A 7606-nucleotide genomic window follows, 5' to 3' on the forward strand; every position below is an offset into this window, starting at 1 on the left:
AAAAATATAAATTAAAAAATAAAATAATTCAATATAAAGGAGATAAGCTTGGTTAAAAGTTTGTTTGATACCGCAGGTAACCCACTCTAGTTTCCCCAAAATGGCGCTTGGTTAATATGCCTTGACTATAAATAAACAAAGCAGTATAATAACCACTAGAATGAGTTTTATGAGCCTCATTGAGTTACCTCCTTTCAGGGGTTTCACAATTTAGCCGTAGGGGGTCAGCCTGCGGCTTAAACCCTTAATGTAATTTACCAAACAAACTCTTTAACTTCTGAAACAATTTATGAAAGATTTTTGTATCAGTTTTAATATTTTATATGAAAATTTAGGTGTAAGCTATAAACAAGAAGCCTTTCGAGCTAGCTAAGAATACTTGGCTTTAGTTAGGAAGCTCCTACTTCTAAGTGTTAGCGAAAGTAGAAGTAATCACAGTTTTCATTGTTTTAAAATTTTTCTCTTCGTTATTAATAGATAATTTCGATATATCATATCTATCCCAAAAGATAAGCTCTAAAGGTCGTTGTAAAAAATGATAAGTTAAGCTTATAAAATAATCAAAGCTATAAGCACACCACAAGGTATATAAAATCTTTTAAGTTTGTAGAAGGGTTTATTCACGGATGCTCATATTTATTTTAAATTAGCTTTTTCTAGCATTTTATTGTCCCAACCTTCTGGTAAATCTTTTATGCTTGGATAATAAGGGCGTAAAAGTTCTATATAAACTCCTTTCTGATAGGAAAGCTCAAAATAATACTTTCCTAAAGCAGAAGGGATAAGCTTTGCATCTCCGTGATAATTTCCATCAGAATAGACAAAATTAGGGCTATAAAAAGGGCTTCTAGGAGAAACATATGGGCGCACTCCTATTTCATCATAAGCAAAATAATCATATATGTTAAATTTAAAAATACCATTATTGCCAAAGCTATAATCATAATAATCATTAAAATAACCATTTTCTCCTTCAAATCCCATATCAAGCAATATTTTTTCATAACGCTTATTTATTTCTTCGTTTAAATTTTTATAATCTATTTTTGTGTCATCCATATAAGCTGCAGGATTAAAAAGAAGCTTGGTTTCATCTTGAAACAAACCATAAGAAAGCTCTAATAAGAAATCTTTTAAACTCCAAACCAAATCAGCATAAAAATACTCATCATCAAAAGTGATTAAATAATCTTCATCTTTTTTATTTTGTTTTGCTAAATAATCAAGCATAGCAAGCAATATTGGATTTTTTTTAATATAACTTTTATCTTTAAAATTATTAGCTTGTTCTTTTGTAAGAATGCCAACTTCTCCTAATTGATCATAAATTTCATCATTAAATACGAAAGGTTTTATGCCATGATTTTTATTGATTGCATCAATATAATTTTTTATTATCATTGTGTTTTTACTATAAAGTTCTTTCACATAGGAAATGATTTGTTCTTGGCTTAAAATTTGAGTGTCTTTTTCTATTTTACATTGATACTCTAAATTATTTGGACTTTCAAAATAATAACCCCCACCCATACCATCATAAAATTTAGGTTTAATATAATTAGGATTTTTATTAGCAAGCCATAAAGGATTTTTTATCTTTTTAACTTCTTCTTCTAAATTTTCAAATTTAGCGGGTATGTATTTTGGGATGAGTTTGTTGCCTTTTTTATCAAAAACAATTTTACCAAGATATATGCCAAATTTTGGATTATAGCATTCAAGCTCATTCATATCATTAAATTTCCAAAAATATTTCTCGCTAGGACAAATATTATTATAACTTTTTATGTTTGTATTTATGGCTAAATAAATAGCATAAGGTTCTTTTCTGGTTTGTAAGAAATCTTTATGTTTAAATATATTCTTTATGGCTACTTCTAACATATCAACCTCTATATTTTTCAAAATAAAATGTGCTTATTCTCGCATCTCTTTCACTTGGAGAAAACCAATAAATTGCAGGCTTATCTGAAAATATACTGTATTTATAAGGTTTAACTCCGACACAATCTGTATAATTATTACTAATTATGCATTTTTTATCATACGCCCAAAACATAACAACATTTTCAAATTTAAAATATCCATTAGAATATATGAGTTTAAAAATGCTTTCTGTATGTTGATTTTTTATTTCTTTAGAATTATTTTTATCAATATAAAAATGTCTAAATTCGTGAAAAAAAGTTGATAATATCTGTTCTTTTTTGTTTTTTAAATTCAAATATAATGCTTTTTTTCCTACACTATTATAAGATCCGTTATTGTATTGTTTAAACTCTTTATAAATAGTTGGAATTGGTGGTTCTATGTCAAAAGCTTTTACCAAATCTTCAAGAAATTCTTGAAAAAACATAATTTTTTCCTCATCACTTTTGTTTGAAAATTCACTAAATTTTGCTTTATAGCTTGGTATGATAAAAAATTTCTCATCAGAATAAACATCTATAAATTTTTTAACAAATTTCTCTCTTTCTTTTAAATACTTATCTCCATCACTTACACTTTTAATAAATTTTTCATTAGCTAAATCAAATCTATAATAAATATAAGCAATTTTTCCTGCAAGTTGGGGATAATTTTTAAAAAATTCATAATTATTTGTTTCTTTTGCTTTTTCTTTAAAACTTTGGCAAGCTTTTAAAAACTCTACAGCCTCAAGAACACTAAAAATACAATTTGTTTGAATTATATCACTATTAAAATCATTCCTTAGTTTGCTTTCTTTTACATCCTCATCCCTTCCAACTCCTACTCTAAAGCTCATATCTATAACTATATGAAAATCTTCTAAACTAGGTATAGCCTTTTTTTCATCATAAGCAAAGACTATGATGTAATATTTATAATCTTTTATATCTTTTATTGGTTCATTATCTCTACTTATAGGTAAATGAAATCCACAAATATTACCTTTAAAACTCGCTATAAATTTAAGATCTTTAGCCTCAATAGAACGACAATCAACATCCAACAAAGATCGCATTTTTTTCTCACTATTGCACTCTACATAACTCCAATTTAGCGTTTTATCGCTTTCTTTTTCTAATTGCAATTCTATATAAGTCCCTGGTGCAAAAGAAGCATTTAAATCAATATGGGAATTTTCATGAAATATTAGTGTTTTATTCATAAACTTTTCCTACAAATATAATTTTATTATCTATTTTTTCAGGGTAAGCCACTTTGAGTGAGATTATATTTTCCCCCTCACTCTGCACAAACTTAGCTTGCTTACTTAAATCCTCTAATAACTGTGCTTGTGCCATACCTATGCTACCATTACTGCCAAATTCTCCCTTTTCATTGATAGAGTAAAGATATAGATTATCTTTTATTATGCTTTGCTCTTTTTTATCTTTTTTGCTTGTTTTGTTTTCTTTTTCATTACTTTCTTTTATTTTTACTTCTTTAAAAGTTTTAGAACATTCTTTATTGGTATATAATCTTACACAACATTTTCCCCAAGTTTTTCCTATTTCAAAGGGATAATCTTTTAAAAAGCTAGGGTTAGTATCTTTAGCTATTTCATTAATCTTTAAATAATATTCTCCTTCAGGCAAAGTGCCAAATCTATCTTTAATACTTTCATCATCATAATAAAAATAAGCTTTTTTACCTTTACTTGTATCTTTTTCATCTTGGTAAAAATAATTTGCAATTTGCTTTTTACTTCTTTTTTCATTATCTGCCTTAGCAGTACCACTTCTTGCCATATAAGAATTAATTAATTCATTTCCTTTATAATGATAGAGATTAAATCCATCATAAACTAAATGATCTTTTGCTTTAAATTTAAGTATGAGTCCAACTTTGTGATGGGTATAATTATTAAATATCCTTTTAGCATTTTGTAAAGGAGTAGGAAAATAAGCTTCACTTTCATCAAGCTTTACTTTAAAGCTATAACAATCACTAAAATACTTTTCTTTATCAAATCTTATTTTACCCTTTTCATCACTGCGTCTTTTTAGATTAACTACTCTTAAAGCTTCATCATGTTTAAAACCTTTGATAATGATTTTAGCATTAGCAATGGGTTTATTGTGTTCATCTTTTAAATATAAAGTGATAAAGCAAGGTTCTTTAGCACTGGATGAGGATTCATTTAAGGGTTCTTTTGAAATTTTGTTAAAACTTGTATTGTTGTAGAGGATAGTCTGTTCTAAATTGGTTTGAGAGTTTGTATTGTCATCTTGCAAATATAATACCCCAGATGGCAGGATACGGGTTTTATAATATTCACGAAGTGAAGTTATAGAAGGAGTTAAAGAATTAAAAGATTGGTTTTGAAGTATTTGAAATACTCTTTTATAAATAACCATAGGTGTAATCTTTTCTTGATCTATAAAATGAATATTAACCGTTCTACCTATTTTTAAGGGATCTAATTCCTTTTCTAGAAAGAAATTTACAAATTCTGCAAGACTGCTATCACTTTCAAAATCAAAATTATCCTTTAAAGGATAAAGTTGTAGATTGGAAATACAAACAGGTTCATAAGTTTTAGCACTAATATGAAATTTTACATCTTTATTAAATGCTATACTTGTGCTTCCAAAAGCAAAAGCTCTTTTAGCATAATTGCCTGAATTTGTATCTAAATAATAATGAATTATTCTAACTGCCATTTTATTTTCATCGTATTTTTCGTATTTATTTTCTTCATTATTTTCTTTATCTTTAGTGCTTTTATCTTTATTCTTATTATCTTCATCAAGAAACGGATTTACACCTCCATATACCTTAGTTTTTATGATATCGTCTAATTCTAAAATATATGTTTCATTTTCTATTTTATCTTTAAATTCCCCAAGTTCTTTTTCACTAAAAACACTTTTGAAAAAATTTTGAAATATCCCAAAATTTGTAGCATTGGTATATCTATCTACATATTTCATATAATCAAGTGCTGAAGCTTGTATGATTATTTCTTTTTCATCTCTTGCTTGATAATCTTTACCTATAAGCACACGGTTATCTTTTCTGGCTAAATCACTTGGCGGTGTGCTTTGCCCCCAAAGATAATAGGATAAAATTTCTACTCCATAATCGCCTTTTAAATTTAACGATGCCATTCATCCCTCCATTGCATATCATGAAATAATTGATAATATAATCCAGGAGGATCAAAGTCATAACGCATTTCAACTTCGCCACAATTTGTAATGGGATAATATATGTATTCATGATTGTTTTTATTATCTTTATTTTTCCAATATTCTACAGTGCCTTTTTTAAATTTAAAGTCATGGTCGTTTCCAATAAAATATTTTTGTATCATTAAAGCAAAAACAGAATAACCAAATTTTGAATAATAACCAGTATCACCACCAACGACAATAAATCTAATATCATAAGGCATAAAAGTAAAATCACCTAACCTATCTTGTAAGAGTAAAGAATATTTAAGCTCTAAATCATCTGTTAAAATTTTTTCCTCCTCAAAAGGTCTTACAATGCTAAAGCCTTGCATTATTTTTTGCATATTTTCTTCTTGGCTTTTATTAAGATCAATTTGTTTTGCAATATCATCGATACCAAATTGTTTGCCGTTGCTGTAAAATTGACAATTTAAACCTTTCTTTGCTTTTTCTTTGCTTGAATAATAGCAATTAGTGATATCAAGCCAATCTCCATCTGCATTCATAACTAGTGGATCATGTGCTTGGTTATAAAGTTTTTCAAGCCAATCTTTAGTAGCTCTTTCAAATAATTCATTTTGGCTTAATCTTCTACCTTCTTTTATGCAATAACCCTCTTGATTAAGTGTTACTATAGGACGTAAAGTCACTTTTACATAACCATTTTTAATTTCGGTATAAAAAAGTAATTTATATCCGATAAATAATATAGCTACAATCCAAGTTAATTTTTTTAATTTTGTATTAAATAAAAAATTAAGTCTATAAAAAAGTTTTTTCATTTATAATCCTAAAATCTAAGCTATTTTACAATAATACTTACAATAACCACTAGAATAATTTTTAATCTTTGCATTATGATTGTTATATTTTATATTCAAATCGCCTAGAAAACTTATCGTATTTAAAATAATAAGGTAATTTTCTATACCTTGTCTATCTTCAGGACTTAAATTATTTTCCACATGCATTTAATCTTCCTTTGGCAATATCTATGAAATGATTAAGTTTTTTTGTTGCATATATCGCTGGGTATATCATTTCTTGAATTTCGGTTTTTAGTTTTGTTTTGTATAATAAATCCATTTTTTCATAAGAATTTATCATATTTTCTAATAATTGTTCTTTTTGCGGTATAGAGCAAATAAAGTTTGAAGCAAATGGGACGAGATTAAAAAGAAAATAATCAGCGTTAAAGGCTATTTTCATGAGTGTATAAGTGTCAGGCAATGTATCTATTTTATTGATAAAAATGATATATTTATCTATAATGCTTATAAAATTATTCATTTCATCTAAATTAGTAGTGCTATTAGAAGCAAGATAAAAATAATTAAGATTATTTTCACTTTTTCTTCCAAATATACTTGTCTTATCTCTAAGAGCTTTAAGATAAGCATTATCCAAACCTAAAATTTGCATAAAATTAGAATCTCTTTTGAAATGATGCATATAATTTAACAATTCTTTTTGATTTGTTTTTAATTCTTCATTTAAGTTTTGCTCTTTAAAAACTTTTTTAAATTCTTCTTCATTACTTTTAAATAGTTTATACATATCTTTAGCATTTTGATATTCTTTTTCATAATAATATCTATCCCAAAAGATAAGCTCTAAAGGTCGTTGTAAAAAATGATAAGTTAAGCTTATAAAAATAATCAAAGCTATAAGCACACCACAAGGTATATAAAATCTTTTAAGTTTGTAAAAAGGTTTTTTTATTGTTTATCCTTTACTCTGCTTTAAGCTCTCCACCTTTAACCACAAGTCCATTAGAGTCTATAATTACTTCTACTCCACCTGCTTTAATGATAACACAATCAGGTTTTGCATTAATAATTGTTTCTCCTACCTGTATAGTCGCCTCGCTATCGGCTTTTAACTCATGAATAGTTGTGATATTATCAGCTACCATGCTTGTATTTTTATCACTTTCAAATCCTATGGATTCATTACTTGTAAAAAGAATATTATCTTTGCTTTTATAATCCATCTCTTTCTCGCTTAACACTTGCGTTTTATCACTGACATTAATATCATAATGCCCCTCAACCACCTCCTTTTTATTTCCCTTCACATTTCTTATCTCATCCTTATGGATAATAGTGTTTTGATTAGCACTTATTTCTATATCTTTGTTTTCTCCTACATATTCGCTAGAATTCTTAGATACTCTTACTTTATTATCTACTCCTACATTTAAGGTATTGCTTAATCCTACTATGGTATCTTTAGATAAGCCTACATTAGTTAAGTATTCTCCTCCTACATTGACATTTTTAGCTAAGTCTATGGTTTGAGTATGAACCTTTTTAATCCTTTCATTATAAATTCCATCCACTATAGAATCTTTATCATTTAAAATTCTTTGAGTGAAATTATGTTGTACTAATTCATCATAATCCTTTTGGGCTTTTAAATAAATTTGTTCTTTATCTTTTATATTTGAGAGGGTAAGTTCA

General features: G+C 27.0%; 7 protein-coding genes. All 7 read right to left on the minus strand.

All coding sequences use genetic code 11. The annotated features are described in order from the left end of the window. Positions 1–636 precede the first annotated feature (636 nt). Positions 637–1905 (minus strand): hypothetical protein, encoded by a 1269-nt coding sequence (locus AJ889_RS07080; RefSeq protein ID WP_032585107.1) that lies wholly within the window; start codon positions 1903–1905, stop codon positions 637–639. After that, positions 1886–3133, minus strand: coding sequence for a hypothetical protein (locus tag AJ889_RS07085; protein WP_032585104.1), 1248 nt, complete (start codon positions 3131–3133; stop codon positions 1886–1888). Before AJ889_RS07085 ends, AJ889_RS07080 begins: the two co-directional genes overlap by 20 nt. Continuing rightward, on the minus strand, positions 3126–5078 hold the full coding sequence (locus AJ889_RS07090) for a hypothetical protein (RefSeq protein WP_032585102.1): 1953 nt from the start codon (positions 5076–5078) through the stop codon (positions 3126–3128). The genes AJ889_RS07085 and AJ889_RS07090 overlap by 8 nt, the downstream gene beginning before the upstream one ends. Then, on the minus strand, positions 5066–5926 hold the full coding sequence (locus tag AJ889_RS07095) for a hypothetical protein (RefSeq protein ID WP_002873071.1): 861 nt from the start codon (positions 5924–5926) through the stop codon (positions 5066–5068). The genes AJ889_RS07090 and AJ889_RS07095 overlap by 13 nt, the downstream gene beginning before the upstream one ends. A gap of 15 nt (positions 5927–5941) precedes the next feature. Next, positions 5942–6115 carry a hypothetical protein gene (locus AJ889_RS09460; RefSeq protein ID WP_002873070.1) on the minus strand — a complete coding sequence of 58 codons (174 nt, stop codon included), beginning with the start codon at positions 6113–6115 and terminating at the stop codon, positions 5942–5944. After that, a complete protein-coding gene (locus AJ889_RS07100) occupies positions 6099–6806 on the minus strand; it encodes a hypothetical protein (protein WP_215425375.1) in 708 nt (235 codons plus the stop codon). The genes AJ889_RS09460 and AJ889_RS07100 overlap by 17 nt, the downstream gene beginning before the upstream one ends. A gap of 70 nt (positions 6807–6876) precedes the next feature. Next, positions 6877–7606, minus strand: a 730-nt coding sequence (locus tag AJ889_RS07105; RefSeq protein WP_070293332.1) for a bacteriophage T4 gp5 trimerisation domain-containing protein, incomplete at its 5' end; no start/stop codon positions are given.

Origin of the sequence: Campylobacter sp. BCW_6468 (assembly GCF_001762865.1) — a bacterium.
Taxonomy (GTDB): domain Bacteria; phylum Campylobacterota; class Campylobacteria; order Campylobacterales; family Campylobacteraceae; genus Campylobacter_D; species Campylobacter_D jejuni.